Genomic DNA, 24,884 nt, shown 5'->3' with positions numbered 1-24,884 from the left:
CGCACGTCTACTTACCATGTTGAACTGGTTTAGTTCTTTATAAAAAGTCTTTAGATGCGATCTTTGATCACGGCAGAAATAGGTGAGGCATCTAAGCCATTTTCTGCTATCCAAGCTTGTAATGTTTTACCGTCCTTTTCAGGAGTAGTTAAATCAGATTTTGGCATTTTTTTAACCATTAATGTGCCCGTTTCAACAGCATCACTTAACATGGCTGTGCGTATTAGACTGTTCCCGCCACAGGACACACCGGCGTAATAATCTTTTAATTTTAGTCTGTAATCTGACTGCACTTTTTTCATCTTCTTACGAAGCTCACCCTTATCATCGGTTTTTACAATAGTGCAAATGTTCTGCAAAGCATCGTTAATATCTGCTTGGGCGGTTCCCGTTAATATTAAAGACGTGGCTGCGATGGCGATAGAAGTTTTAACAATTTTCAACATGGCTAAATTCCTCAGTAAATAAAATTAATTGTTGTGTCTGCGTTTGACGGGGTTGATTAAACGCGGGTTTTACACCAGTTAAAATCTAACTGTTGATACTAAGGTATAGAGCCTTATACATTGCCAATGATAAGGGATGTCACGAGAATATGCGGGGAAATCCCAAATTTAACAATCCAACTCCCGTAGTTTTTAGGGAGTTGGAATCTAGTCAAGTGTGTATTAGTGGTGGTTAAATTGGCGGGCCACTTCTAAAATCTGTTCCCGCATCCAAATGTGCGCATGGTCATGATCTGCGCTTACGTGCCAATACAGATAGTGTTCTACCAATGGAACTTCAAAGGGCATTTCATAAAATGACAGGTCATAGTGTTTTGCGAGGTGATAGGGAATACACGCAATCAAATCTGTTTTTACTATGATACTGGGAATAGTCAAAAAATGTTGGCCACGCAATACTATTTTGCGTCGTTTACCAATTTTGTCTAATGCTAATTCAATTGGGCCGGGATCGCTGCGTCGATGGGATACATTGACTTGGCCGAGTCGCAAAAATGTTTCTAAATCAATACCATTACGCAAATCTGGGTGATTTTTCCGTGCCATCACCACAAATCTATCTTGGGCAAATTGATGTTTGCACAAGTGTGGATCAGTGAAGGTTGATGAGTCAGCAAAGAAATCTAAACTACCACTTGCCATCGCGGACACGACCGCATTTCGAGACAGTTCAAAATTCGTTATTGCTATTTTAGGGGCTCTGGTTTGCAAATTGGCAAGTAGCCTGGGCATTAAACTCGCTTCAAAAAGATCTCGGGTGGCAAAGTGAAAGGTTTTTTCAGCTGTTTCAGGATTAAAAGTATGGCTGTCTTGCACACTTTTTCTTAACAATGAGAGTGCATCCCTAGCAGGTCCAATAATATTTTGAGCGACTGGAGTAGGGGTCATACTATGACCCGTACGCACGAACAATGGGTCATTCAACATATCCCGCAATCGAGCAAGGGAGTTACTAACGGCTGGTTGGGTAATACATAAAACATCTGCTGCTTTGGTAAGACTGCCAGCGGTATAAATCGCATCAAAAACAGCAAACAAATTCAAGTCAATTCGATTTAAATTCATATGGATCCTATATTTAAATTTCACATAACCAAGATGGATAATTTATTAAAAATCATGATAGAACATTATACATAACATTCATTTCATTAATAGTGGTTAGGTTGGTAAGATTTAAAATATTTGTTAATTAATGTAAATAAATGAAGGTGATACATGTCAAAAGCTTTAATAGATTTAGTAGAAGGCGATAATTTAGGCGAGACTAATTGGATTACTATTGATCAAGAAACAATTAATAAATTTGCCGACTCAACAAATGATCATCAATGGATACATGTGGATAAAACCCGGTGTGAAAAAGAGAGTCCGTTTGGGATGCCTATTGCCCACGGATTATTGTCAACGGCGTTAATGCCAAATGCATTTTATCAATTAATTGAATTGAACTCTGCAACGCAAACTTTACTGAATTATGGTATCGATACGCTACGTTTTTTAGAGCCAGTCAGAGTGAATGATCGGATTCGGTATCACGTCTCATTGGAATCTAAGACGGTTAAACCCACAGGCGTTCTATATAGGTTTAACACCCAAGTAGAAATTGAAAACAGAGAAAAACCGGCCATGATTGGAAAGTTTCTGATGCTTCTAGTTCAGTAGTATCTGGTCTACCTGTCTATCGACTGGTAGGGCCATATATTTAGCAAATGTTAACATATAAGTAACAGTAAATTTACATGGAGCGATTATCCCCCTACTATTTGTGGGAGGCTGCGGGAAATCGCTAGCCCAAAACAAAAATTAAAAACTATCAAGTGAGAGTGTTGGTTTTATCACATTGCTATTAGATGTTGCTTAGACCGCTGCTGCTCACATTGATTTAGGGGACACTCAATGAAAATCAAGACTCGTATTAGCGCGATAGCGGCAATAGTCTCTACGCAATTTTTAGCGATGCCTCAAGTGGCTGTTGCACAGGAGCAACAAGCTAATGAAGAAGTAGAACTAATAATGGTCACCGGAAGCTTTGTAAGACGTTCCGAAAATTTTGAATCACCATCACCTTTAGCGGTAATCGATAGCGTAGCAATAGACGCCATCGGTGCTAAAAATATCGCAGATATTACGCAAACCCTCACCATTAACTCGGGCTCTGAAAATAATCCCGATGCTTTTACCCAAAATGCAACAGCAGGTACCTCTAATATCAATTTACGTGGTCTTGGGGTCGCTTCAACATTGGTACTGCTGAATAATCGTCGTCAGGTTGTAAATTCTCAACCAACTAATGAAGGGTTGAACTTTGTTGATACCAGTTCATTGGTGCCGATGATAGCAATAAATCGAATGGAAGTAGTTAAGGACGGTGCCTCAGCGCTTTATGGATCTGATGCTGTAGCCGGTGTTGTTAACTTCATTACTAAACGCAATTATGAAGGCGCGATGATGAGCTTTGATTACCAAGATGGTGCTCATGGCGATAATAAAGAATACGTGATGCAAGGCTTGTGGGGAGCTAACGGTGATAAAGGGAATATCATGGCTGCGGTCAGTTATACCAATCGTTCCCCTTTATTTATTAGCGACCGTCGTCTTAGTCGTCCTCAAGATGATACCAGTGCTTTAGGTAACCCTGGTTCGTATTTTTTAACCATTCCAGGGGTAGGAACCTTACCTATTATTGACCCCTATGGTTGCGAAGAGTTTGGTGGCTACCCTGATTTACGTGCTCCTAGTGGAACTATTCCTGGGCTTGAAATTGGTTTATGTGGATTCGACTTTGGTCCTTATTATTCATATGTTGCAGATGAGTCTCGTACTAATATTTATGCACAAAGTACTTATCAGCTAACGGACGAAATTATGTGGACCACCGAATTTGGTTACGCAAGAAACCGTGCCGAGCGTGGTGGAGCGCCAAGCTTCCCTATATTAACTTCACCTATCGTACCTGCTGACCATCCGCAAAACCCATTCGGTGCGCCAGTTGCTTTCTTTGGACGTGCCGAAGGTAATGGTTTCGATGGAGATCCCGCGCAAACTGAATCAGATACCTTTAGATTTAATACTGCTTTGCAAGGTGAGTTAGAAAATGGTTTCTGGGAAGTGAGTTATACCCGCGCCGTCAATGACTTCCTATTTAAAGTACCTGATGTGTTAAATACAGAGTTTAACTTAGCGTTAAATGGGTTAGGCGGAAGTCAGTGTAATCCACTTACTGGAACGCCAGGGGAAGGGGACTGTGAATACTTTAATCCATTCGCTAATTCTTTCACTACAGCACCTAACTCTCAGTATGTGGTTGATTCATTTACCGGTGAAGAATCGATTGATTCAAAAGCTGATTTAGAAGTGTTTGAAGGCTTTGCTTCATTCGAAGCATTTGATTTAGAAGGTGGTGCAGCTGGAGTTGCGCTAGGAATGCAATATAGAGAAGAAAAACTATCTCAAGATTATGATTCTTTGGCTAACCAAGACAGTTTTACGTTTGTAATTGGTAACCCTGACTTTGAAGGCTCTTTAGATGTGTGGGCTGTGTTTGGCGAATTAGCTTTACCCGTTAGCGAAAATCTTGATATTCAAATAGCCTTGCGTTACGAAGATTACGGCGGTTCTATAGGTGATACTTTAGATCCAAAACTAGCTTTTTCTTATCGGGCTAGTGAGACCTTGTCGTTACGCGCATCTGTATCAACATCGTTCAGAGCGCCAACTGTATTTTTAAGAAATGGTGGTGCGACGTCTTTACAACAGTTGATCGACCCGGTGCAAGAAGCACAGGCATTCGCAGCTGTCCGTACTTCGGGTAATGAAGATCTCACGCCTGAAGAATCGACTGCTTATAACTTAGGTGTTTCTTTTGAACCTATTGATGACTTATCAATCGAGGTAGATTATTGGAGTTTCGAGTTTGATAATCTAATTATTCAAGAGAACGCTCAGGCGGTACTAAATGCTGAGCCTACGAATCCTGACCGCGTTGTTCGCGCCGGAGACCCTTTAACTGGTCCTGTTTTACAAGTTAATAATACTTATGTTAACGCTAGCTCGTTAAAGACCTCTGGATTAGATTTTGTCAGTAGCTACAAGATAGAAACAGAAAACGCGGGTACCTTTACGCCTTCAATTAATGCAACCTTTATTACCAAGTATGACTTGAATGATCCCCAGGCTGGTGAAATTGATGGTGCAGGCAGACGGAACTTTAATAATATTGGCGTATCTTCACCTGAATTACGTATGAATCTAGGATTACATTGGAATACAGGCGTTCACGCAGCTAACGTATTTGTTCGTTACATCAGCGGCTATGATGATGATCAAAACTGTAGCGATGGCACCTTAGCAACTGGCGGTGTATGTGCGACTAATAGTTTTTACGAAGTAGACAGTCACGTAACGGTTGATGCTCAATACAATCTTGATTTGGGAACAATGTTAGAGTCTGACATGAGTTATGTACTATCTATTGGTGGTATTAACTTGATGGACGAAGAGCCTCCTCAATTGTTCACAAACAGTGGTTTTGACTCCAAAGTACATGATCCACGTGGTCGACAAATTTACGCTAGATTAGCAATCGAGTTCTAAGCTTAAATATGTTTATTTAAAATCCCCGACCTAGTTCGGGGATTTTTTGTAAATAACCCCTTCCAAAAAATCTCGATACTTTTTTCACTAGACCCTTTTAATCTTTGCGGTTTTTTTCAACACTGGTAGCTCGTTTTTAATAAGGACACTTGGTCATGGCTGAAAAATATACACAACAACAAATCATAGATGCACTTTTAGATATCAATGAAGGTAAAAGTGAAGAACAAAAGTGGCAAGTAAATGGTACTAAACTAATCAAGACTTTTAAGTTTAAAAGTTTTATTCGTGCGTTTGGTTGGATGTCTCAAGTTGCGATTTGGGCTGAAAAATTAAATCATCACCCTGAATGGTTCAATGTCTATAACAAGGTAGATGTTGAATTAACCACCCATGATGTGGGTGGGATCAGTGAATTAGATTTTAAACTTGCAGAAAAAATGGATTTATTTAATTAATTTTTATCAGCAATAGTGGTCAAATCGTACGTAAATCAAGCCTTTTGTGTTATTTTTGACCGAACGGTCTGAAATATTAAAGTTTTATTGCATTTTTTGCATATCTTGCTTGCACAGCGTAAATGGCTATGTATAATACGCACCACTTGAGAGGGAAGAGAAACAAAACAACTACCCAATCAAACCAGTTTCAAGCGCGGGATGGAGCAGTCTGGTAGCTCGTCGGGCTCATAACCCGAAGGTCGTAGGTTCAAATCCTGCTCCCGCAACCACATTCAAGGCCTCGATTATTCGAGGCCTTTTTTGTTTGTGTTATTTGAATATCAAAATATATGCCTGCCACTAATTCGTTTTAAACAAATAACTTCAAACCAACACCACTGGTACTTCAATTTAAGCGTTGTGATTTAATCCACTTTCCTAACTTGCAGCAATGTTGTGCCCATTAACTTACGACTTTATCCAGCAGGTGTGGTACACAGCTTAGTTGACAGATTGGGCAGCCCCAGCACCTTGTTAAAAGGCAGAACCAGTTCACCGGTCGTTCTGCGCTATCGCGCCCATGGAATATTTGGAAAACCCATCGATGCCGGAACCGGCTCTATCTTGGATTCTTTAAGCTCATGGGACGGCCAATATCGCGGATATACCGGACACGAACAGTTAGTCGAACAGCAGCTTATTCATATGAACGGTCGAGTGTACGATTATAACCTCGGCCGCTTTATGTCGGTAGACCCCTTCATCCAGATGCCGGAAAGCAGCCAGAGTATCAACCCGTATTCGTATATCATGAATAATCCGATGTCTGGGACGGATCCGACAGGGTATTTGGAGCAGGATGTTGATAATTCTGCGCAGTACACAAATACGGATGTTCAAAAAGCGGAAGATATTTCAGATAAAACCTTTGAAAAACTAGAAGTCGATTCTAATGGTAACGTATTTATCACTGCCGAAGGAGTTGAGTATAAGGTAAAAAGTATTGTCAAAGCTGGTGTAGCTAGTGGGGCAGAAAATGGCACAGTTAAAGGATTAAATTCTGATTCAGGTGAGGTAACTAAGAATATTGGGATGCAAGAAACTTCCAAGTACAGGGATAGGTCTGGTAACCCCATAAATGTAAATGAGATGTCTGCTAGTAACGGAGCAGGAGTTAGTGGCGCTATGAGTGACGAGCTAACGCAAACACAAGAGTTGTTTATGGAAAAGCACAGTTTGTCTAAAAAAGATTTTGGTTCAATTATTAACTTGGTGAGAGATATTCGAAGCGTAGGCCACGTGATAGCAGGCAAATATCAGATTTGGGACAGCCTCGAAGGTATTACGAATGGACAACAGATGAAGCTTTTTGGCTCATTAATAGGTATTTCAGTAAATGTTGAAGTTAATCTAGGTGGCGAGTATGGTTTAAATGCAGCTAAATCAAAAATTATGCACATTTTAACTAGAAAAAAGATGGATGAAGTCTTGCCATTTGTTATCTCAATAGGAAGCAATGCAACTCAAATGATTTATGTGAGTCCCGCTTTCAATAGATTTAAATCTGGTCTTCCTAAAAATATTCAAAAGGTTCTTGATAGATATGATGATTTTAAAAAATTAGAAGGGGCTTTGAAATGAATAGTGTAAAATTAACTAGTTTTACTTTGTGTTCGATTGCGGTGTTAAGTTTAATTTCTTTTGCATGCGATGCATTTTTAAGTGACGTAGAAAATTACGGTGATTCTTTTGAGAAAGGGAAAAAATACAACCTGACTACAGTATATTTGGAATATTCAACTAAATTGGAAATTCCATTTTTTCAAGGTGAAATTAGCTCTCTTTCATTCAATGAAGGTGGTGGTTTTACGATAATTTGGGATGGTGGTAAAAAAAGCTTGAACGTAACGGAAATAGAAATTGATAATCCAAATATATTAGTAAGCCTTAAGGATGTTGTTGAGAAAGAAATGACGTTATCAAAAGAAAAGTTAGATGACGGTCATAGCTCTTTAATTATGGGGTTCGCTCAACATGAAGATATTAAGTACTCTACATGCAAGCCAGAAGGTATTGTGATAATTTCAGGAGATGATAGGTTTTCTTCAAATTTCAAAGTTGAGAAGATGTATTTCCTAAATGAGGTTAGCGATAAAATTAGCTTAGTAATATACAGATACGAGTCCGAAAAAATCCAATGGTATTCGCTAGAAAGTAAGCGAAAGTATGAATGTAGAACCTTTAGCTTAAATTAGTAGTAAAAAATAAAATAAAGGGGTCGGAACGAATTAGTCTGAATGGATTGCTCATAGTCTAGTCGATCGTCTTGGCAGCCCAAGCACTTTATTAAAAGGCAGAACCAGTTCACCGGTAGTTATCCGCTATCGCGCCCACGGTATATTTGGGAAACCAATCGATGCAGGGACCGGTTCAGTGCTGGATTCGTTGAATGCATGGGATGGTCAATATCGCGGATATACCGGACACGAACAGTTAGTCGAACAGCAGCTTATTCATATGAACGGGCGGGTAAATAAATATATATAAAATATATAGACAGGCATCTTTTAAGGCTGTGGTGATAGTGGCCTATAATTTTTGTTGAAGATAATGCAGGGGTGTAAGTGGTCTTCAGTTATTGGTAAATACATCTGGAAATTATTTATTTGTGGCGATTTATCGCCATTTAAGTGAATTTAGCGCAAGGGCGACTGCCATTGGTTTAATAAACAGGTGGAGTGATAAATTATTGGTTTGCGGCGTTAGCCGATAGAACTCTTTTGCCGCCGTTTTCGCTTGTAGCGCTTTAAAGTGTCTGTTTGTCCAGCAGCCACACTAAAATTAGTTTCAAACGTTAGAAACATATCCTGCCACATGTGTTCATCCAATCCTAAGCGCTGCAATATGGGCGATTCACTCATATCAATTGCCCCTCGTTTGTTAGGAACAATGATGCGACCGGATAGGTCAACCAATTTCAGGTATTCGATTAAATCGAATGTTAATCCTTGCGGTTGTGGATGGCGTGGATTACCAACAAAGGGCATTAAAGTAGATGGCTGATACCCTTTTTTGAAATCGTGAATACGACGTTGAATACTGGTGTGATTAGAAGACTCTGGGGTTGTTGCCATTTTTGCTCGTATCGGGTTTAAATCCACGTAAACCATACAAGCTGCTAATGCATGCTCATCTAACAGTGCCTGTGATTTGAATCGTCCTTCCCAAAAGTGACCTGTACAGTTATCTTCTTGGTTGGCTTGTCTAGCAATAGGCTCATTTAATTCGCGCATGAACCAGCTAATATCGGTTAATCTACTTCGATAGACTGCCAAGGTGGATTGCAGTGTGATGAGCTCAGCTTCGGTGAACACCGGAGCTTCTTTTGAGGTTAGCTTTTGTGAAAGCAAGGTGCCTTTGTGAAGCTTGTGCCAGCGCTGCGCAATTTCTTTACCCGACCAGTTTTTTACTTTGGCTGAATTCACATGTAACACCACATGGGTGTGATTGCTCATCACCGCATAGGCACAGACTTCGATGGCAAATACGGTTGTTAAAAACAACAACCTGTCTTCTACCCACTGACGGCGATGCTCATAGCTTTTCCCCGTTAGTTTATCTTCACCACACAAAAAGGCACGCCGAACACAGCGAGATACACAGTGATAATAAGGGGTATCTGCAAGGCAAATTTGTCGTTTCCTAGCCAGTGGCATCATTCACTCCTTGAATTTAGCATACTAAAGCATAGTTTATTTGGTTTTCCTGGTAGTCTAGTTTGTGGCTGTCCTATTTATTGCTTCAGGCGCACCGGACTATCCTGCTGGTGTAGTGCATAGTTTACTTGACCGTCTGGGTAGCCCCAGCACCTTAATAAAAGGCAGGACCAGTTCACCTGTAGTGCTGCGTTATCGTGCCCACGGTATATTTGGCAAACCTATCGATGCCGGAACCGGCTCTATCTTGGATTCATTGAGTTCATGGGATGGCCAATATCGCGGATACACTGGTCATGAACAGCTAGTTGAACAAGAGCTCGTGCATATGAACGGGCGGGTGTACGATTACAACCTTGGCCGCTTTATGTCGGTAGACCCCTTCATCCAGATGCCTGAAAGCAGCCAGAGTATCAACCCGTATTCGTATATTATGAATAATCCGATGGCAGGGACGGATCCTACAGGGTATAAGGCATCGGGCAGCGGGTTTTGTAATATTTCTCATATTTTTGATGGTGGGTGTGGTGCAAGTATTGATAGCCTTAAGAAAGAAAAAGATCAAAAAGATAGTGGTGAATATCAAATAAAATTAACTGGGGACGCACAATCTGTTGAAACGGCATCTTCAGTTTTAACAGAGCAAGGAGCAAAACTTACATCAGGACAAACAAATTTAGATGGTTCTGTTACAGAAACGTATAAGATTGGGAAGAACTATAATGTTGTAAATTTGACCTCTTCGGACATATGGCAGTCTAAACTTGCTGGAGCAGTTAATTCAGTCGTGAATTTCGGAGTGGGTACATATAATTTCTTAAAAATAGGTGGAGCTAGTGATTCCGCTCTTCTTTCGGGCGTAGATACATTAGAACCAGTTCAAGTAATGGACCCGGTCAGCAGTTATTATGCAGCTACGGGAGCTGCTACCTTGGAGGGAGTGTTAGTTGCGTTTTCAGCTAATCAAGGGTTAAGCTCGACTACTGCTGATATATTACGTCGTTCATACTTACGGCAAGTTGATGAACTTGTAGGGGCTGGATTAAGCATGAGAGCCGCAGGAGCTGATGTCGAATATATTGTAAGAACGCTCATTCCTCTCAGAAATAGTTTAAAAATAGAAGTTAGATCCCAAGGCCCTTGGATATTGGCACGTTATGCAGATGCAAGGAATTTGGTGATTTATGGCAACAGAGGTGGTAATTCCGCAGATAAATTATTTAGACAATATGGGAGTTGGGATGAAGTGTTAGAAGCAATGTCTCGGACAAGTGAAACTTATAATAAATTATCGGGAAATTGATCAATATGCTAAAACTCGATTATTGGTTAAGAAGGTGGCAAAGAGTATCTCTTGACCCAACAAATGGGAAGTGCTGTTTAAATTGGCTTCCATCAAAATATCTGTCATTGTGCGGCTGGGCATATAAGTATCGTGGGACATGGTATTCATTGTATTGTTACAACAATTCAGCAGTTTTTCGAGCTGGTTCCAGATATTGGAATATTTCGGAAAAGATTTATGCCCAAAATATTCGAATAAAAAATATTCGCAAATTCTGTTTATTTGAAGATAATTCTATATTGTTTTCTATTGAATATAATTCATTAGACAGGGCAAGTGATCCGACTTTTGATAACCTAGATTTGGAAACTAAAGATTTCTTTTATTGGGCAACAAAACTAGTCAATGACAAGCGTTTTATGAATAAATTGCTTAGAATCAAGAATCAAGAATCAAGAATCAAGAATCAAGAATCAAGAATCAAGAATCAAGAATCAAGGGGTCGGAACGAATTAATCAATAAAGGGGTCGGAACGAATTAGCCATGAAGCCTCGAAGCCTCGCATTAGCGGGGGCTTTTGCTTTCAAGACTTATACAGCAAGCTAAATCCAGCATCGAACTCCCCATCCCGCCATTGGCCTAATGTTCTTCGGCCATCTGGGGTTATTCGCTCAAGATATTCAGGATAGTCTGGGCTTTTGCTTTCAATACTTATACAGCAAGCTAAATCCAGCATCGAACTCCCCATCTCGCCATTGGCCTAATGTTCTTCGGCCATCTGGGGTTATTCGCTCAAGATATTCAGGATAGTCGGGGTTTTTGCCGTAGAGCGTTTGCCCCTCGGCCAGCAACTGCTTGCTTAACTTCCCAGACTCACTATCTCGCTCGACTTCTTCGGAAAGCGCCATCACATCTAACGATTTATGCATCATGGCTCACCTCGTGCCTTAGCTTCCTCACGTCCTCAATATCAACCAATTTGCACTCAAAAGTATGGGCTTTGGGAAAAACAAAAAGTACGTCACTAGCCATTGCTGTTGCTTCAATTTTTATCGCAGATTTACAATATGGCATGGGAATCACCTAAAGTCGTAATACAAAAAGTATAGCGCAGCATCACCAAATCGTCATGGCTGTAGAGAAAATATAAAAATGAGGTAGTACGCCCAATTATTACAACAGTGGTTCGTTTGTTTGCATTGGGTGGTTCACCTTATCGAGTACCGCGCTCCTAGTTGGTAGTTGATGTGGTTCATTTTGAAGATAATATGCAGACAGGCATATTTTAAGGTAGTGAAAATTGAGGCCTATAATTTTTACTCTAGGCTGATAAAAAATATTAATGCGTTCTTAATCTAGATAAATACCCATGCATTCATGAGTTTCTAGCGGAGTAGCCACATTGCTCACGTAATTAAGCTGAATGGCAATTTAGCGCTTGTTAAGGTAAAATTAACGGAAATATAGGAGGCTTTATGGTTACCACAGTTTCTAAAACTAGCAATGACCGCAAGACCAAGTTTACGCCTAATATGGATAACTTTAAGGTCAGTTTAAGCTATGAGGGTTTGTCACTGAAAAAGAGCAGTGAAGGCAAAAGCATTTCAGAGTTAAAACGCAAATATGCGAGATAAATTCGGGGTAGCCTATGATAAATATTGCTACCCCGGCTCTGACGTTTTAATTAACCTTCTTGATATTAGGGATTCAGAAAAGCTTGAAGAAGCTGAAGCTGAATTTACCGCTGAACGGTATCGAACCTACGAACCCACCAAACAATCACTTGCTGATTTTTCATTCGAACATTTAAAGTACCTTCATCACCACATGTTCCAAGATTTATATGCGTGGGCGGGTAAGCCAAGAGATGTTGATATTTCCAAAGGTGGCACGCGTTTTTGTACTTGGACACGCATTGAGCCTGAAGCTATTAAATTATTTAAAACGATTCCTGCGTTAGCTGATTATCAGGACAATGAAGACCTCGTTGAAAAGGTCGCAGATTTGTTTTGTGAGTTAAATTTACTTCACCCATTTCGTGAAGGGAATGGCAGAGTTCTGCGCTTCTTTTTCGAGGAGCTGTTGTTTACTCTCGGCTTCCATGTAACGTGGCCAAAGATTTCTCAGAAAGATTGGATTGACGCTAACATTGCTGGTGTGCATCTGAACCTAGAACTGCTCAAGGTGATATTCACTCAAGCCATTTCAGAGCTGGAATGAAGAGTTTAAAAAACTGGCAATCATGTTGTGAAGAAATACATAAATACATGGGCAGGCATCTTTTCAGTAGTTGCGATTGGGTAAAAAATCATGATTAAAGGTCAACAAAATATTTTAATGTGCTCGTAGTTTAACTAAATACCTATACAATCATCAGTTTCTGGGAAGTGAGAGTTATTGAGGTGAGTTTAGTGCAGGGTGAGGCATGCCTCATGTGCAAAGAAACAATTGAAATTAAAAAGTGACTTTAGAGGAAACGTTAGCCTAATGAATTCTTTTGCCTACGCAATCGCTGGTATCGTTTTAAGATGTCTATTTGTTCAGCAATTACGCTAAAAATAGTTACAGTCTTGACCAATAGTTCTAAACTAATTTTGAATCATGTTTTTTGCTGTCGTTCGATAATGTTCTCAATAATGAACGGTATATTCCTAGTGTTGCACGCTCCCGCAACCACATTCAAGGCCTCGATTATTCGAGGCCTTTTTTGTTTGTGTTATTTGAATATCAAAATATATGCCTGCCACTAATTCGTTTTAAACAAATAACTTCAAACCAACACCACTGGTACTTCAATTTAAGCGTTGTGATTTAATCCACTTTCCTAACTTGCAGCAATGTTGTGCCCATTAACTTACGACTTTATCCAACACTGCGCTAGAAATAAAACCTTTGGAAATAAATTTTCACATTGATTAGACGTTGTCGTTGGCAATCAATACAATGGATTGGAGTTCAGCGCACTTTAGTGCCTGTGTATTCGGATAATCGAATCAACAATATTGCTATGGCAGTTTCCGTTGGGGGAAATAACCGCTTGTGCAAGGAAGCATGTTTACTCAAGTAAATTGTCTAATTTCAAAGGGGTTTATAGTGTCTACTCAATACGATATTGTTATTTTTGGTGCGACAAGTTTTGTTGGCCAAATTCTCTGCCAATATATGGTCGCTCAATACCCAGAAGGCGAAATCGTCTGGGCTGCTGCAGGGCGTTCTCAATCAAAGCTTAATTCAGTTGTTAAATCTCTTAAGCAAAATATTCCGACGATTATTGCCGACTCTGACGATGAAATGTTACTGCGATATATGGCGGAACAAAGCAAAGTCATTATTTCTACTGTTGGACCTTACGCACTGTATGGCTCAAGCTTGGTAAAAGTGTGCGCAGAATCTGGCACCGACTACGTAGATTTAACAGGTGAGCCACAATGGATCCGCAAAATGATTAATCTACACGAAGCTACTGCCAAAGCCAGTGGAGCACGGATTGTTCATTGCTGCGGTTTTGACTCTATTCCTTTAGATCTGGGTAACTTTTACCTTCAACAGCAAGCTCAAAAAGTTTATTGCGCACCTTGTACCACCGTAAAAATGGCGGTGTATCAAATGAAGGGGGCAGGCTCCGGTGGCACTTTTGCAAGTGGTATCAATATGTTTAAAGAAGCATCAACGGACGCTGAGTTAACCAAAGGATTGAAAGATCCGTATTTTTTATGTTCAAAAGAGCATGGCTTCAGTGCTGTACAGCGTGACGTGCAAACGGCGGTATACGATGAAGATTTTGATGCTTGGGTTGCCCCGTTTGTAATGGCTGTGATTAATACCAAAATTGTTCACCGCTCAAATGAACTCAACGGCAAAGCCTTTGGTGAGAACTTTAAATATGACGAAGTCATACGCATAGGTAAGGGCTTTGGGTCGCACATAACAGCATCGGCAATTGGCCTAGGCATGCGCATTTTTCCTTTAGCCATTACTTTGCCACCTAGCGGGTACCTAATTGAAAAAATATTGACAAAACCAGGTGAAGGTCCAAGTGTGAAACAGCAAAACAGTGGCTTTTTCGATCTGCGCTTTATAGGAAAAACTGATGCTGGCCAGAGGCTAACAGTGAAAGTGACGGGGGATAAAGATCCCGGTTATGGATCAACTGCCAAGATGTTGGTGCAAGCCGGTTTATGCTTGGCTCAAGACATCAGCAAAGCAGAAAAGGCGGGTGGATTTTGGACCACTGCAACGGTTATGGGAGAACCCTTGATAAAGCGATTAACTGAGCGGGCAGGATTAACTTTCACACTGTTGGATTAGCCGCGTAGTTTAATTGCATGTCGTAGTTGATAAAGCGTTAAGTTTTATGAGGGCGAGAATAGCATCAACCTCCTCGATTGGTTGGGAAGTTTGCTTGAAAGCTGGAAAGAATGACAACGGTGTTTGGCAAACTTCACTGAGTGAAAGTAATCGTCTTACAGATGTGCCTGAAGCGGTTACTTGAGTGTTGATGTTGTTGGGGGAGCGGGGTAGCAGAGTCGCTTTGGACAAAATCAAAGGATGAAAAGTGTTTTTTACTATTAATTTGTGAACAGTTCGTTTAACAAGTAGGGGAAAAGCAGACAAAAATCATTTCTCACAAAATTTAGAATAGCGTTCTCGCCTCAACATTCAAGGACTCAATTATTTGAGATCTTTTTTAGTGAAATTACGCATACATATCAGGTACTTGATAAAATAAAAAACTGATACAGTTTGGAAGATTAAATTTTATGTAAATTTAACGCGTCTTTTTCATCCGCATCGTTACAATGCAATCATTATTTAAAATTGGCACGTAGCGAATGTTCGAAAAATTAATTAAAAATAAAATGTTTGCCTATGCTTTTTCTCTAGGCATAGTGTGTATTTTTTCCATCCTCGCTTTATTATTGCCTGCTGCCATTTTACCGAAAAGTGGTGTATTACTTCTTTTGCAATTGGCGGTGGTTTTAGTTTCGGTTACATCTAGTCGAAGCGCTACCGCTATCGCGGGCATATTATGTGCGCTGATTTATAACTACTTTTTTACCTCTCCTTTGTATTCACTGCATATGTTTGAATTGGAGGATATTATGAACTCCATCATCTTCATTTCTGTCGCCGTATTGACTAGTGAATTTTCGATTCGTTATCGTAAAAAAAGTGAAGCTCTTAAGCAGGCCGAAATCCGCTCCAATATTTTGTTGTCAGTGTCGCACGACTTAAGGACGCCACTTGCCAGTATTATTGGCTCACTCAGTACCTTTCAAGAATATCAACACAAGATTAGTCAACAAGAGCAAAACACCCTTATCAACAGTGCCATTGATGAGAGTCATCGTTTACACAATTACGTTGAAAACTTATTGCAGTTAACACGTTTAAAAAACAACGCCTTTAATTGGGTATTCGTTCGCCAGTCAATTTGGCCTGTGATTAAACGCCTTGAACAGCGGTTCTCCGATAAGCGTTTGTTGATCAGCAAAAAAAACGAATTGAAAATGGTGGACATTCAGGATGCCCTTATCGAACAAGCCGTTTATAACGTCGTAGATAACGCTCTAAAATACTCACCCAAAGCGCAAAATGTTGAAATCGAAGTAAATAGTGTCCAACAATTTACTCGTATTCTAGTAAAGGATAAAGGCCAAGGGATAGAGCCTGAACAGCGTTTTAAGATATTTGATGCATTTTACTCAAGTCGCATTGGTGATGCAGGTAAAGGAGGCAGTGGTATTGGCTTGAGTGTGTCTAAAGGCATAATGGAAGCACATGGTGGTCATATTGCTGTTGTCGACTGTGAACAGGGTTGTACCATCGAATTACTGCTGCCAAATGGAGACGATAATGCTTAAGCCTAAGATTTTATTAATAGATGATGAGGATAAAATCCATGATTTCATCTCGATTTCATTGGCTGCTGAGAATCTTGAATATATTGGTTCATATACCGCAACCTCGGGCTTGAGTCTATTTAATCAAGAAAAACCTAGTCTTATTATTTTAGATTTAGGTTTACCAGATCTGGATGGGCGAGCCGTTTTGAAAAAAGTCCGAGAAACCAGTGATATCCCTGTATTGGTGTTAACAGCCAGAGATCAGGAAGCCGAAAAAGTAAGGTTATTAGACGCAGGTGCCAATGATTATTTAAGTAAACCTTTCGGCATTAGAGAGTTAATTTCACGCATTAAAGTATTGTTACGTGATATTAAGTATGAAGCCATGCCATCAGAACTGCGATTCGATAAATTGATCATAAAAACTGGGGAGCCTCTTGTTCTTAAAGGCCAGAAAGCGGTACAACTTACCAAAAAAGAGCACCAATTGTTAGTTAAGTTGGCCATCCATCCCAATGTACTCGTCAATCAAAAGAAATTATTAGTCGACATTTGGGGAGCGTCACATGCAGACGATGTCCATTACTTAAGAGTGCTCATCACCCAGTTACGAAAAAAACTGGGCGATGATGCTGAAGATCCCTACTTTATAAAAACCGAGCCTGGACTAGGTTACCGCTTTATTGGTGATTAAATTCTTTTGGCAGGTCAATAGGTTTAATTCTTGTACTTTGCTAGATTTTTGGAGTAAGCAACATGGCGCATTTTACTGTTATAGGCTTAGGCCGTTTTGGTATTTCGGCTTGTCAGGAACTGATCCATTTAGGACACACTGTCACAGGCGTAGATAGTGACGTTAAAGTTGCTGAAATGTATTCAGATTATCTAACCCAAGTTGTTATCTGTGATTGTACAGATGAAAATGCCTTATCAGAGCTAGATCTAAAAAACAGTGATACAGTATTAGTTGCCATTGGTGAAGATATGCAATCGAGTGTTTTGTGTACCTTAAGCTTAAAGAATATAGGGGTTAAAAACCTTTGGGTTAAAGCTGGCACAAAAGCCCATCACACTATCATATCTAAATTAGGGGTATCTAGAATCGTACATCCCGAGGAGGAAATGGGAGTGCGGGTCGCACAAGCCTTGAACTATCCAATGGTCAACGACTATATTGCGTTAGGTGATGGTCTCTATGTGGTTGAAATTAATATCAAACCACAATTACATGGTTCTCCACTGAGTAAATTATTAGTAGATACTAAAGGCGCAATAGATACATTATTAATAAAAAGACAAGGTAAAACTTTTACACGTATTGCTTGTGACTTTACGGTTAAAGCGGAAGATACTCTACTGCTTTGTGGTAAACGTGCTGCCCTTAAACATATAGCACCAAAGTTGGGGTAACTTGCATGCTACTTTGGCATCCCTCGCAGGCTCCAATTGAGCGAAAAACTAAATCCGCAAAACAAATTAATGCAGCACCACCTTTTGTGTTAGCCGGTAGTTTTGCTTTATTGATTGTTCTTGGTTCGTTATTATTAAAGTTACCCATAGCCACCGTCTCTTCTATTAGTTGGGAGCAGAGTTTGTTTACTGCGACTTCAGCAGTAACCGTAACCGGCTTAGTCGTAGTGGATACTGGCAGTGTTTTTACATTATTTGGTCAAACCGTTATTGCTTTATTAATTCAATGCGGAGGCATCGGATTGATGACATTCGCTGTTGTCACGCTTATTGCCCTTGGAGGAAAAATTGGTTTTATGCAGCGGGTGGTCGCTAAAGAAGCATTCAATCAAACCAATACTTCAACTTTGTTCAGTGTGGCTAAATCAGTGTTGTTTTTTTCACTGCTTGTTGAACTCATAGGTTTTGTCATTTTATCTGTGTATTGGTATGAAGACTTAGGGTTGCAGGCAAGCTTATTTCACGGCTTTTTTTATACCATTAGTGCTTTTAATAATGCGGGTTTTGCTCTGGCATCCAATAGTTTGATGCATTACGTGGAAGATCCAACTATTAACTTAACCATTACTGGTCTATTTATCGCTGGTGGTCTAGGTTTTACCGTTTGGATGGATGCACTCAAGTCAAAGTCGTGGAGCGCGATGACCCCTTACAGTAAAACAATGATTTTGGGGACAGTCATTATTAATGGCTTCGCACTGTTTGCTATATATGTCATTGAATATAATAACCCACAAACATTACAGCCATTGAGCGATGGCGGTAAGTGGTTAGCAGCCTGGTTTCAAGCTGTGTCACCTAGAACTGCAGGCTTTAATACACTTTCGATAGAGAATTTGGAAGAAAGTACAAGCGCTTTAATGCTGCTTCTTATGTTTATTGGCGGAGGCTCTTTAAGTACCGCAAGTGGTATTAAAGTTGTCACTTTTATTGTACTAATTATGGCTACATATAGTTATCTTCGAAGAGACAAAGGGATCACTTTATATAATCGAGAAGTCGCGAAAGAAACCGTCTATAAGGCGCTTGCCTTAACCATGATTTCCGTTGGTACAACATGGATCGCTATCTTTATTTTAACACTCAGTGAAGATGCCCCATTTTTAGATGTGGTGTTCGAAGCGGTATCTGCACTTGGCACGGTAGGGTTATCCAGAGGGTTAACGGGTTCGTTATCAGGCGTAGGCGAGCTAATCATTATTTTATTGATGTTTATGGGACGGTTAGGACCATTAACATTAGCGTATTTTCTCGCTAGTCCAAGAACAAAGCGTCTCAGGTTTCCAGAAACACAGCTTGCGATCGGTTAATATTTTATGTCAACAAAGTCGTGGTTGTTAGATGACTATCGATTTCAGGCGGGGTAAACTTGTCAATCTTTGCTTTACGAATGTGGTGCTGTGTCGTCTCTTAAATATTTATCGGCTTATTCTCTTGACTTACAACAGCAAATTACCGAATTGTTAGACTCAAATCGTTTAACTGACTATCTGCTGAAAAAATATCCGCTAGTGCATAGCATACCTAACGATAATGCTTTGCGTGAATATGTCATCGCATTAAAAAATCAATATCTTAAGAAATCACAACCTCTGAGTAAGGTAGTGTTTGATAAGAAGATTCATGTGGTTGATAACGCCCTAGGTTTGCACAGTTTTGTTTCCCGTGTACAAGGGGGAAAGCTTAAAAGTAAAAATGAAATTCGAATCAGTACGTTATTTAAGCATACCCCGACTGAATTTCTCAACATGATAGTGGTACATGAATTAGCGCATTTGAAGCAAAAAGAACATAACAAAGCTTTTTATCAACTTTGTTGCCATATGTTGCCCAATTACCACCAAATCGAATTTGATGTGCGAGTTTATTTGACGCATCTTGAACAAAAAGGTGAGGTTTATGTTAACCCGCCGCAAAACCTTCCATAAGGTATCCATGAACTATCAATTTATACGTAATCTGCAAGGTATTCCAGTGGCCCAATTTGAAATGGGACATGAAGCCTTTTCCCGGTGGTTTTCTGAAGAACTGGGAACAAGCCAGCATAAAATAGAGGACATTTTTGTTGCAATCGACAGATTAGAAAAGCGTCAGATTAAGGAGTATGTGCTAGCCGGTAAAGAGATCAATCTGCGAATCGATTATTACGAAGTAGAAGTTAGATCAAAAGATTTGGATATGGATGGACCTGATGAGCTGCCGGAGGGAACTGAGTTATATGATCAAGAATCCATATCTGGTTGTGGATTAGAAGATTTCACCCAAGTATTGCGTTCGTGGCGTGACTTTGTTGATGAAAAGTAAATCATCTTTAGTCAAGGTATAGGCTGTGAATAATATCATCGTCGATACTTTTGTGGCACCAAAATGCCTAGAAAAGATAAACATACTTTATCAAGATGCGTCTATTTTGTTGATTAATAAACCCAGTGGTTTGCTTTCGTTATCGGGTAAAAACCCGCTGAATTACGATTCGGTCCATTTTCGTTCAGTTCAAGAGTTTAGTTCGGCCACTATGGTTCACCGCTTGGATCTAGGTACATCCGGTATTATGGTAGTTGCTTTGAATAAACAAGCTAATTCCCATCTGGCTAAGCAATTTCAAATGCGTACTGTGCAAAAATCCTATATTAGTTTACTCCAAGGCCACCTTAATCAGAATACTGGCCAAATTAGTCAACCTATAGCCAAGGATCCAAACCTGTTTCCTAAAGTCAAAATCTGTTCTATTCACGGTAAAGAAGCGGTGACTAATTACAGTGTTCTGGAACGACTAAACAGTCCTTACGCAACTCGTGTTCGTTATCGTCCTCAAACGGGCAGAACCCATCAACTACGGATTCACAGTGAATATCTTGCGCACCCCATTTTAGGTTGTGATTTATACGGTACTTGTGACAGTTACAAAGCTGCTAACAGACTAATGTTACATGCTGAAAGCATAGAGTTTGAACATCCGACAACAGGTAAAAAAGTACAGGGGATATGCCCAGCACCATTTTAAATCCAACCATGTTTTCTAATTTTTCGTAGTCAGGGGCTGTCCTTTACTTATTTCGTTGAAGCGAATTCCGCTACCCTATTATCGAATACGCAGACTTGGTTTTTGCCTAGTGCCTTTGCTCGATAAAGAGCCTGGTCAGCACTTTTAATTAAAATTGTTGGTTTATCGTTTCTATTCGGTATTAAGCAGTGCATACCGATACTGACTGTGGTTTTTACGGCTATTTTTTTATCTTCATCTTTGCGTAACGACATGGCCGTTTTTTCAACAAGCTTGCGAATATCTTCGGCCACTTTTAATGCACCAGCATGATCTGTATTGGGAAGAATACAAGCGAACTCCTCTCCGCCATATCGCGCGACTAAGTCATCGGGGCGATGTGCACAGGAGGTTATTTTTTGCGCCAATATTTTCAAAAATTTGTCTCCGGCCTGGTGACCATAGCTGTCATTCAAATGTTTGAAGTTATCTGCATCTATCATCAGCAGTGCTAGTGGCGTTTGCTCCCGAGCACAAGATAACCAGTCAGTTGTTAACTGCTCATCGAATTGATAACGATTGCTTACCCCAGTTAAACCGTCTATTAAAGCCAGTCTGCGTAACAGATCCGATTGACGTTTTAGCTGCGCGTGACTCTGTACTCTGGCCCAAGTAATGGTGGTATTTATGGGTTTGCGGATAAAGTCTACTCCGCCTACCTCAAAACCTCTAACTTCGTCGGCTTCATCAATATTAGAGGTGATAAAAATGACCGGAATGTGTGAAGTTAGCACATTTTCCTTAATTTTTTCACAGGCCTGAAAGCCATCCAAGTGCGGCATATTGATATCAAGCAAAATTATATCTGGGAGCAATTCATTTGCCATTTCAACGCACTTAACCCCATCACTTGCCATAAAAATATGGAAGTCATTTTGAAATACTTCGTAAATCTGTCTGACCACAAGAGGCTGATCATCGGCTATCAGCATTATCGGTGTTCGATTTGAAATGTTGCCAAAACCTACCTGTTTATTTGTCATTAGTTTTACCCTGTTGACCATGGCCTGATTGATTTAGTAAGAAGTTTAATGCGGGTTCAAATTTTAACTGGTCTATATATTTCTTGACTGTTATTAACTCATTTTCGTTGGGGTACTGCTGTTGCAATTTATCAACATATTGAATGATAGTGAGATCATTTTGCTGTAAAAACTGAATGATCTTTTTACGTTGCTGAGGTTGCAATTTGGACTCGCGAGTTTCTTGTGAAGGCAGATTGTTTTCAGTGGGTACGAACAAATTCTGCAAGCGCTGTAGATTGGAAGCATGGAGTTTAGGAAGCGTTTCTAACATCTTCGCTAGTTGAGCATCGTGCAGTTGATTCTTTTTCACTGACTCATGAAATGTATTCACGTAATTGTAAACATCATTTGCTCCTATTGTGCCAGATATTCCTTTTAAGGCATGCAGAGCTGTACCTATTTGGTTAATATCTTTAGTGCTTTTTAGCACATCGAATTGTTGAATAAATTCTTGCGCGTACAGTGGTATTAAATTTACCACTAACTCTTGATTATGACCAAAGCGCTCGAGCACTTGCTGTTTTAGTTCAATGTCAGACAAAGAACCAGGGCAAGTCACAGCTTTATCCAGATCAGTAGGTTGCTTATCCAAAACCGCCAGAATAGCCTCACATAACTTGTGCAAACTAATGGGCTTAGCTAGGTGCCCGTTCATACCTATTTGGTAATAATTCAATTGATCTTCAGGTAAGTGATCGGCGGTCGCGGCAATAATCGGTAGCTCATCGAATCGACGGTCTTGTCGAATTTTTTTGGTGGCGGTTAAACCGTCCATCACAGGCATATTGATATCAATTAAAAGCACGTCAAACCTATTGGGACTGATGTGCAGTTGTGTTAGCACTTGTTCTCCATTTTCAACCGCCAATACGGTTGCACCTGACAGCTCGAGTAGACGTTTTAAAGCTTCCAACGTCAGCGCATTATCGTCTGCTATCAGAATGGATATTCCAGCTAATCTTTTCACCTATAAATACACCTTATCTTTATGTGTCAAGAGACGGTTGTACGAAATTTTAATCGTAAGTGGCTAGTGAGCCTGTCGACTGCAATCTACATGTGATTGACCTAATCAACGTGATAGACTGAAACTTCGGATTATTTTCGCAATGGGTTTAATTTGGCTGTGGAATGCTAGAAATCGAAACCATCATTTTTATGCGCTTTACAAATTGAGCATTGCAACTTGCGCACCAAGACGGATAGGCTAAGCCAGTTAGTGTTAATAGTTCGGTGGTGTCTAAAGTCTAATATCCTAGGGGCGTGTTAATTTGACTGAGATTACTTATTCAAAGTGAATCTGTCATGAGTAAAATTTTCAATAGTGTGAAAAATTTGCACGAATTATTTGGCTTAGTGAGCTTTGAGTGGACACTTATTCGTCGATAAAACGTTACTAAAACAATGATGTCGTTTAATTTTTTGATGATAGGTTGGTACTAAAAAATGCAAGGTTAATGGTCAATCCGGCTATTATGAACTAAAAATGGAAGCATATTCTGAAGATTGAAAAAACGAGTTCAGGAACAATAAGAATAAGAATTGCAAATAGTTAAGTGATGTTTCTCAACTTCGTAACAAATTTATGTTGTTTCAACATACTGATTTTTAAAGGACGATGACGTGTTAAAAGTATTATTGGTTGATGATGATAGCGAGTTTACAGATGTTGCCTATCAAATTATTGAATTTCTGGGCCATGAAGTATCTGTAGCTGGCTCTTTAAAAGAAGCCAGACAATGGCTTGAGCATCAACATTTTGATCATATTTTACTAGACTTTATGTTGCCTGACGGCAGCGGACTACACTTAATTGACGAATTGAACTTAAACAGCACAAAGCAAACCTTTATCACTTTAATTACTGGACACCCTTCGGTAAAAGGTATGTTGGCAGGCTTATGCGGCCCTAATGTTAATTATCTAGTTAAGCCATTACAGCGTGAAGACATCGAACAAGTGTTGAATCGCAAAACTAAAAAAACAGCTAAAAAACAAAACAATTCTTTGCACTTCGGTTGCTTGATCGGTGAATCAGCAATAATGAAAGAGCTGTATTTAATGATTGAGAGAGTGGCTAAAACTAATGCCAACGTTATGTTGATGGGAGAAAGTGGTGTAGGTAAAGAAGTAGTCGCTCAAGCCATCCATTCAGCTAGTGATTGCGAGGGGCCCTTAGTGGCTACCAACTGTGGGGCTTTATCTAAAGAACTGATCGGTAGTGAATTATTTGGTCACGAAAAAGGTGCGTTTACCGGCGCCGTTGGACGTAAAGAGGGGGTGTTTGAGCGAGCGGAAAATGGCACGCTTTTTCTAGATGAAGTCACTGAAATGCCTATTGATATGCAGCCCAACTTATTGCGGGTTTTAGAATCTAAACGAGTAACGCGATTGGGAGGCACTAAAGAAATCGACGTCAATTGTCGAGTGGTTTCCGCGACCAATAGAAATATTAGTGAATTGGCTGAAAGCAAAGTATTACGGGAAGACATCTATTTCCGCTTAGCTGTGTTCCCAATTGATATTCCCACCCTACGAGAGCGAAAAGAAGACATCCCTTTGTTAGCGCAAGCGTTTCTTGAAGAGCTTAATGCGGAAAATGGAACATCTTTTGCTTGGAATGAAGCTCAATTAAAACGATTATCAGAATATGATTGGCCAGGTAATGTAAGAGAACTTCGCCACGCCGTGCATCGGGCTTTCATTATGAGTGATCCTGAGTCATCAAATATTGATATACCGAGCAGCTTTGCTTCACCGTTCGCTTCTAATAAAAAAGCGTCGAATCAAATTTCAGCAGGGCAAACTATCGAAAATGTTGAAAAAGAATTGATACGGGCGACCCTTGAAAAGGTTAATGGTAGTAAAACCCTTGCTGCCGAAATGCTCGGAATCAGCACAAAAACGCTTTATAACCGTCTTCACGCCTACGGTGATTTTGAAGAGTAATAGTAAT

25 protein-coding genes and 1 tRNA gene are annotated in these 24,884 nt (G+C 40.0%); 19 read left to right on the top strand and 7 right to left on the bottom strand.

The genetic code is table 11. The annotated features are described in order from the left end of the window. Positions 1 to 50 precede the first annotated feature (50 nt). Both ABWV72_RS09535 and ABWV72_RS09530 read right to left on the bottom strand, forming a co-directional pair. The gene (locus ABWV72_RS09535; RefSeq protein ID WP_216049532.1) at positions 51 to 446 is read right to left on the bottom strand and encodes a DUF3718 domain-containing protein; all 396 of its coding nucleotides are present in this window, start codon (positions 444 to 446) and stop codon (positions 51 to 53) included. A gap of 222 nt (positions 447 to 668) precedes the next feature. Further along, on the bottom strand, positions 669 to 1,571 hold the full coding sequence (locus tag ABWV72_RS09530; RefSeq protein WP_216049533.1) for a LysR family transcriptional regulator: 903 nt from the start codon (positions 1,569 to 1,571) through the stop codon (positions 669 to 671). Positions 1,572 to 1,724: 153 nt separating this feature from the next. Here ABWV72_RS09530 and ABWV72_RS09525 point away from each other — a divergent pair, with 153 nt between their 5' ends. From ABWV72_RS09525 to ABWV72_RS09500, 6 genes are all read left to right on the top strand, one after another. Beyond that, positions 1,725 to 2,171, top strand: a complete 447-nt coding sequence (locus ABWV72_RS09525; protein WP_353370225.1) for a MaoC family dehydratase — start codon at positions 1,725 to 1,727, stop codon at positions 2,169 to 2,171. 234 nt (positions 2,172 to 2,405) lie between these two features. Next, positions 2,406 to 5,102, top strand: a complete 2,697-nt coding sequence (locus tag ABWV72_RS09520; protein WP_342807712.1) for a TonB-dependent receptor plug domain-containing protein — start codon at positions 2,406 to 2,408, stop codon at positions 5,100 to 5,102. A 155-nt stretch (positions 5,103 to 5,257) separates the two neighbouring features. Continuing rightward, positions 5,258 to 5,560 (top strand): 4a-hydroxytetrahydrobiopterin dehydratase, encoded by a 303-nt coding sequence (locus ABWV72_RS09515; protein WP_216049536.1) that lies wholly within the window; start codon positions 5,258 to 5,260, stop codon positions 5,558 to 5,560. Between the two features lie 195 nt (positions 5,561 to 5,755). Then, a tRNA-Met gene (locus ABWV72_RS09510) sits at positions 5,756 to 5,832 on the top strand. Between the two features lie 241 nt (positions 5,833 to 6,073). After that, complete coding sequence (locus tag ABWV72_RS21225) at positions 6,074 to 7,183, top strand: RHS repeat domain-containing protein (RefSeq protein ID WP_502902136.1); 1,110 nt, start codon at positions 6,074 to 6,076, stop codon at positions 7,181 to 7,183. Next, positions 7,180 to 7,797 carry a hypothetical protein gene (locus tag ABWV72_RS09500; RefSeq protein ID WP_353370222.1) on the top strand — a complete coding sequence of 206 codons (618 nt, stop codon included), beginning with the start codon at positions 7,180 to 7,182 and terminating at the stop codon, positions 7,795 to 7,797. The genes ABWV72_RS21225 and ABWV72_RS09500 overlap by 4 nt, the downstream gene beginning before the upstream one ends. Before the next feature lie 507 nt (positions 7,798 to 8,304). Here ABWV72_RS09500 and ABWV72_RS09495 read toward each other — a convergent pair. After that, positions 8,305 to 9,258: a transposase gene (locus ABWV72_RS09495; RefSeq protein ID WP_342808261.1), complete on the bottom strand. Its 954-nt coding sequence runs from the start codon at positions 9,256 to 9,258 to the stop codon at positions 8,305 to 8,307. A gap of 64 nt (positions 9,259 to 9,322) precedes the next feature. On the opposite strand from ABWV72_RS09495, the gene ABWV72_RS09490 reads away from it, so the two are divergent. Beyond that, positions 9,323 to 10,561: an RHS repeat domain-containing protein gene (locus tag ABWV72_RS09490; protein WP_353370220.1), complete on the top strand. Its 1,239-nt coding sequence runs from the start codon at positions 9,323 to 9,325 to the stop codon at positions 10,559 to 10,561. 5 nt (positions 10,562 to 10,566) lie between these two features. Further along, positions 10,567 to 11,085: a hypothetical protein gene (locus ABWV72_RS09485; RefSeq protein ID WP_353370218.1), complete on the top strand. Its 519-nt coding sequence runs from the start codon at positions 10,567 to 10,569 to the stop codon at positions 11,083 to 11,085. Positions 11,086 to 11,248: 163 nt separating this feature from the next. On the opposite strand, the gene ABWV72_RS09480 is transcribed toward ABWV72_RS09485, so the two are convergent. Both ABWV72_RS09480 and ABWV72_RS09475 read right to left on the bottom strand, forming a co-directional pair. After that, complete coding sequence (locus ABWV72_RS09480) at positions 11,249 to 11,476, bottom strand: hypothetical protein (protein ID WP_353370216.1); 228 nt, start codon at positions 11,474 to 11,476, stop codon at positions 11,249 to 11,251. Next, a complete protein-coding gene (locus ABWV72_RS09475; RefSeq protein WP_353370214.1) occupies positions 11,466 to 11,618 on the bottom strand; it encodes a hypothetical protein in 153 nt (50 codons plus the stop codon). Before ABWV72_RS09475 ends, ABWV72_RS09480 begins: the two co-directional genes overlap by 11 nt. Before the next feature lie 401 nt (positions 11,619 to 12,019). On the opposite strand from ABWV72_RS09475, the gene ABWV72_RS09470 reads away from it, so the two are divergent. The 10 genes from ABWV72_RS09470 to ABWV72_RS09425 all read left to right on the top strand — a co-directional run bounded on the left by ABWV72_RS09470 (position 12,020) and on the right by ABWV72_RS09425 (position 20,864). Beyond that, positions 12,020 to 12,178 carry a hypothetical protein gene (locus ABWV72_RS09470; RefSeq protein WP_353370212.1) on the top strand — a complete coding sequence of 53 codons (159 nt, stop codon included), beginning with the start codon at positions 12,020 to 12,022 and terminating at the stop codon, positions 12,176 to 12,178. Then, on the top strand, positions 12,168 to 12,764 hold the full coding sequence (locus ABWV72_RS09465) for a Fic/DOC family protein (RefSeq protein ID WP_353370210.1): 597 nt from the start codon (positions 12,168 to 12,170) through the stop codon (positions 12,762 to 12,764). The genes ABWV72_RS09470 and ABWV72_RS09465 overlap by 11 nt, the downstream gene beginning before the upstream one ends. 873 nt (positions 12,765 to 13,637) lie before the next feature. Continuing rightward, positions 13,638 to 14,852: a saccharopine dehydrogenase family protein gene (locus tag ABWV72_RS09460; RefSeq protein ID WP_353370208.1), complete on the top strand. Its 1,215-nt coding sequence runs from the start codon at positions 13,638 to 13,640 to the stop codon at positions 14,850 to 14,852. A gap of 524 nt (positions 14,853 to 15,376) precedes the next feature. Further along, positions 15,377 to 16,408, top strand: a complete 1,032-nt coding sequence (locus ABWV72_RS09455; RefSeq protein WP_216047385.1) for a sensor histidine kinase — start codon at positions 15,377 to 15,379, stop codon at positions 16,406 to 16,408. Next, positions 16,401 to 17,084 carry a response regulator gene (locus ABWV72_RS09450; RefSeq protein WP_216047386.1) on the top strand — a complete coding sequence of 228 codons (684 nt, stop codon included), beginning with the start codon at positions 16,401 to 16,403 and terminating at the stop codon, positions 17,082 to 17,084. Before ABWV72_RS09455 ends, ABWV72_RS09450 begins: the two co-directional genes overlap by 8 nt. Before the next feature lie 62 nt (positions 17,085 to 17,146). Continuing rightward, on the top strand, positions 17,147 to 17,800 hold the full coding sequence (locus tag ABWV72_RS09445) for a potassium channel family protein (RefSeq protein WP_216047387.1): 654 nt from the start codon (positions 17,147 to 17,149) through the stop codon (positions 17,798 to 17,800). Between the two features lie 5 nt (positions 17,801 to 17,805). Continuing rightward, on the top strand, positions 17,806 to 19,170 hold the full coding sequence (locus tag ABWV72_RS09440; protein WP_216047388.1) for a TrkH family potassium uptake protein: 1,365 nt from the start codon (positions 17,806 to 17,808) through the stop codon (positions 19,168 to 19,170). A gap of 90 nt (positions 19,171 to 19,260) precedes the next feature. Further along, on the top strand, positions 19,261 to 19,788 hold the full coding sequence (locus ABWV72_RS09435) for a YgjP-like metallopeptidase domain-containing protein (protein ID WP_216047389.1): 528 nt from the start codon (positions 19,261 to 19,263) through the stop codon (positions 19,786 to 19,788). Beyond that, complete coding sequence (locus tag ABWV72_RS09430; protein WP_252728884.1) at positions 19,760 to 20,164, top strand: YacL family protein; 405 nt, start codon at positions 19,760 to 19,762, stop codon at positions 20,162 to 20,164. Before ABWV72_RS09435 ends, ABWV72_RS09430 begins: the two co-directional genes overlap by 29 nt. Before the next feature lie 25 nt (positions 20,165 to 20,189). Beyond that, positions 20,190 to 20,864: an RluA family pseudouridine synthase gene (locus tag ABWV72_RS09425; protein WP_353370204.1), complete on the top strand. Its 675-nt coding sequence runs from the start codon at positions 20,190 to 20,192 to the stop codon at positions 20,862 to 20,864. 47 nt (positions 20,865 to 20,911) lie between these two features. On the opposite strand, the gene ABWV72_RS09420 is transcribed toward ABWV72_RS09425, so the two are convergent. Beyond that, on the bottom strand, positions 20,912 to 21,886 hold the full coding sequence (locus tag ABWV72_RS09420; RefSeq protein WP_216047391.1) for a diguanylate cyclase: 975 nt from the start codon (positions 21,884 to 21,886) through the stop codon (positions 20,912 to 20,914). After that, a complete protein-coding gene (locus ABWV72_RS09415; protein ID WP_342807750.1) occupies positions 21,876 to 22,895 on the bottom strand; it encodes a response regulator in 1,020 nt (339 codons plus the stop codon). Before ABWV72_RS09415 ends, ABWV72_RS09420 begins: the two co-directional genes overlap by 11 nt. Positions 22,896 to 23,551: 656 nt before the next feature. Between ABWV72_RS09415 and ABWV72_RS09410 the strand changes: the two genes are divergently transcribed. Then, entirely contained in the window at positions 23,552 to 24,877 is a 1,326-nt protein-coding gene (locus ABWV72_RS09410) for a sigma-54-dependent transcriptional regulator (RefSeq protein ID WP_353370201.1), read from the top strand. Positions 24,878 to 24,884: the final 7 nt, after the last annotated feature.

This window comes from Aliiglaciecola sp. NS0011-25 (genome assembly GCF_040370605.1).
Classification (GTDB): domain Bacteria; phylum Pseudomonadota; class Gammaproteobacteria; order Enterobacterales; family Alteromonadaceae; genus Aliiglaciecola; species Aliiglaciecola lipolytica_A.
Note: the sequence above shows the minus strand (reverse complement) of the source record. Positions and strands in the feature narration are given on the sequence as shown.

What these genes read in the sequence shown, in the direction of transcription:
- ABWV72_RS09535 (WP_216049532.1), bottom strand. Translation starts at nt 446, where the DNA reads ATGTTGAAAATTGTTAAAACTTCTATCGCCATCGCAGCCACGTCTTTA.
- ABWV72_RS09530 (WP_216049533.1), bottom strand. Translation starts at nt 1,571, where the DNA reads ATGAATTTAAATCGAATTGACTTGAATTTGTTTGCTGTTTTTGATGCG.
- ABWV72_RS09525 (WP_353370225.1), top strand. Translation starts at nt 1,725, where the DNA reads ATGTCAAAAGCTTTAATAGATTTAGTAGAAGGCGATAATTTAGGCGAG.
- ABWV72_RS09520 (WP_342807712.1), top strand. Translation starts at nt 2,406, where the DNA reads ATGAAAATCAAGACTCGTATTAGCGCGATAGCGGCAATAGTCTCTACG.
- ABWV72_RS09515 (WP_216049536.1), top strand. Translation starts at nt 5,258, where the DNA reads ATGGCTGAAAAATATACACAACAACAAATCATAGATGCACTTTTAGAT.
- ABWV72_RS09500 (WP_353370222.1), top strand. Translation starts at nt 7,180, where the DNA reads ATGAATAGTGTAAAATTAACTAGTTTTACTTTGTGTTCGATTGCGGTG.
- ABWV72_RS09495 (WP_342808261.1), bottom strand. Translation starts at nt 9,258, where the DNA reads ATGCCACTGGCTAGGAAACGACAAATTTGCCTTGCAGATACCCCTTAT.
- ABWV72_RS09485 (WP_353370218.1), top strand. Translation starts at nt 10,567, where the DNA reads ATGCTAAAACTCGATTATTGGTTAAGAAGGTGGCAAAGAGTATCTCTT.
- ABWV72_RS09480 (WP_353370216.1), bottom strand. Translation starts at nt 11,476, where the DNA reads ATGATGCATAAATCGTTAGATGTGATGGCGCTTTCCGAAGAAGTCGAG.
- ABWV72_RS09475 (WP_353370214.1), bottom strand. Translation starts at nt 11,618, where the DNA reads ATGCCATATTGTAAATCTGCGATAAAAATTGAAGCAACAGCAATGGCT.
- ABWV72_RS09470 (WP_353370212.1), top strand. Translation starts at nt 12,020, where the DNA reads ATGGTTACCACAGTTTCTAAAACTAGCAATGACCGCAAGACCAAGTTT.
- ABWV72_RS09465 (WP_353370210.1), top strand. Translation starts at nt 12,168, where the DNA reads ATGCGAGATAAATTCGGGGTAGCCTATGATAAATATTGCTACCCCGGC.
- ABWV72_RS09455 (WP_216047385.1), top strand. Translation starts at nt 15,377, where the DNA reads ATGTTCGAAAAATTAATTAAAAATAAAATGTTTGCCTATGCTTTTTCT.
- ABWV72_RS09450 (WP_216047386.1), top strand. Translation starts at nt 16,401, where the DNA reads ATGCTTAAGCCTAAGATTTTATTAATAGATGATGAGGATAAAATCCAT.
- ABWV72_RS09445 (WP_216047387.1), top strand. Translation starts at nt 17,147, where the DNA reads ATGGCGCATTTTACTGTTATAGGCTTAGGCCGTTTTGGTATTTCGGCT.
- ABWV72_RS09440 (WP_216047388.1), top strand. Translation starts at nt 17,806, where the DNA reads ATGCTACTTTGGCATCCCTCGCAGGCTCCAATTGAGCGAAAAACTAAA.
- ABWV72_RS09430 (WP_252728884.1), top strand. Translation starts at nt 19,760, where the DNA reads ATGTTAACCCGCCGCAAAACCTTCCATAAGGTATCCATGAACTATCAA.
- ABWV72_RS09420 (WP_216047391.1), bottom strand. Translation starts at nt 21,886, where the DNA reads ATGACAAATAAACAGGTAGGTTTTGGCAACATTTCAAATCGAACACCG.